Annotated in this window: 2 protein-coding genes; both read right to left on the bottom strand. The window is 63.2% G+C overall.

Features of this window, described 5'->3' with window-relative positions; all coding sequences use genetic code 11:
• The coding region (locus tag ABYB95_RS23345; protein WP_372662708.1) for an NAD-dependent epimerase/dehydratase family protein at nucleotides 1–711 on the bottom strand (711 nt) is incomplete at its 3' end.
• 24 nt (nucleotides 712–735) lie between these two features.
• Entirely contained in the window at nucleotides 736–1500 is a 765-nt protein-coding gene (locus ABYB95_RS23340; protein WP_372662711.1) for an HpcH/HpaI aldolase/citrate lyase family protein, read from the bottom strand.
• Between the last annotated feature and the right edge of the window lie 26 nt (nucleotides 1501–1526).

The following is a 1526-nucleotide window of genomic DNA, read 5'->3' as shown; positions in this document are numbered from 1 at the left end:
CGAGTCTTGTGGTCGGTAACCGATGTGTTTGGCGGATGTGTTGTCCCACCAGGTGGTCTGGTTGTCGGACATGCCGTAGATGATGCTGTGGCCAACAATGGGCGCGGTGAGCGCGACCACCACCAGGCGCTCCAGATCGTCGTAGCTCAAATAGGTGGCGAGCATGCGGCGGTCCTTGGGCACGGTGAACGACGAGCCGATGCGCAGGCTCACGGTCTCGATGCCCCAGCGGTCCCAGTACAGCTGCGCCAGGTCTTCGCCGAAGGCTTTGGACAGGCCGTAGAAGCCATCGGGCTTGGGCGCGGTCTTGGGGGTGATCACTTCGTCTTGCCGGTAGAAGCCGGTGACATGGTTGGAGCTGGCGAAGACGATGCGTTTCGTGCCGCTCAGGCGCGCGCTCTCGTACAGGTTCACGGCGCCGATGATGTTGCCGGCCAGGGTGGGCTCCCACGGTTGTTCGGTGGACACACCACCCATGTGCACCACGGCGTCAACGCCTTCCAGCAGCGCCATCATTTGCGCTTTGTCTTCGAGTGCGGCGACCACGATTTCTTCTCCGGGGCCGGGTTCGCCCATGGGGCTGCGGTGGCTCAGGCGCAGCACATTGCAATAGGCCTTGAGACGTGGGCGCAGTTCTTTGCCCAGGTTGCCGGCGGCGCCGGTGAGCAAGAGGCGGCCGACTTTCAGAGGGGAGGCGGGTTGCTGCAGCATGGGATCTTCCGTTTCTTTGCAGATTCAGTTCTTGAAGCGGCTGGCCAGGGCCTGGGCGCTGTCGCGCAGCAGATTCTGGTCGGCGCCGACGGCCACGAACAGGCAGCCCTGCTCCACATAATGCCGGGCCAGGGTTTCGTCGCCGGTCAAAATGCCGGGCGCCTTGCCGCAAGCGCGGATGCGGGCAATGGCTTCGTCGATGGTTTTCAACACATCGGGGTGCTTGGGGTTGGCCAGGTGCCCCAGCGCCGCCGAGAGATCACCAGGACCAATGAAGATACCGCTCACGCCTTCCACAGCGGCAATGGCTTCGAGGTTCTTCAAACCTTCAACGGTTTCGATCTGCACCAGCACACACATTTCGTCGGCACAGCGGTGGGCGTAGTCTTTGACCCGACCATAGCCGCTGGCACGCGGTGCACCCGCGTAGCCGCGCACACCGTGTGGCGGGTAGCGCGTGGCGGCCACGGCTTGTTGTGCCTCTTCGGCGGTTTGTACATAAGGCACCAGAAACGACTGCACGCCGATGTCGAGCAGGCGCTTGAAGGTCACCGCGTCGTTCCACGGCACGCGCACCACGGGCGCGGCGCTGCCACCGGTCATGGCCTGCAGTTGCGCCAGCACGTCGGGCAGTTCGTTGGGCGAGTGCTCCATGTCCACCACCAGCCAGTCGTAGCCGCAGTGGGCCAGAATTTCGATGCTGATGGGGCTGCACAGGTGCGACCACAGGCCGATCTGTTTCTGACCCGAGTGGAGCGCTTGTTTGAAGCGGTTGAGCGGCAAGTCCATGGATGTGATCTCCTGGTGGTTCGATT

It is taken from the genome of Hydrogenophaga sp. (assembly GCF_041633695.1).
Lineage (GTDB): Bacteria > Pseudomonadota > Gammaproteobacteria > Burkholderiales > Burkholderiaceae_C > Hydrogenophaga.
This window is presented reverse-complemented; position numbering and strand designations above follow the sequence as displayed.

What these genes read in the sequence shown, in the direction of transcription:
- ABYB95_RS23340 (WP_372662711.1), bottom strand. Translation starts at nt 1,500, where the DNA reads ATGGACTTGCCGCTCAACCGCTTCAAACAAGCGCTCCACTCGGGTCAG.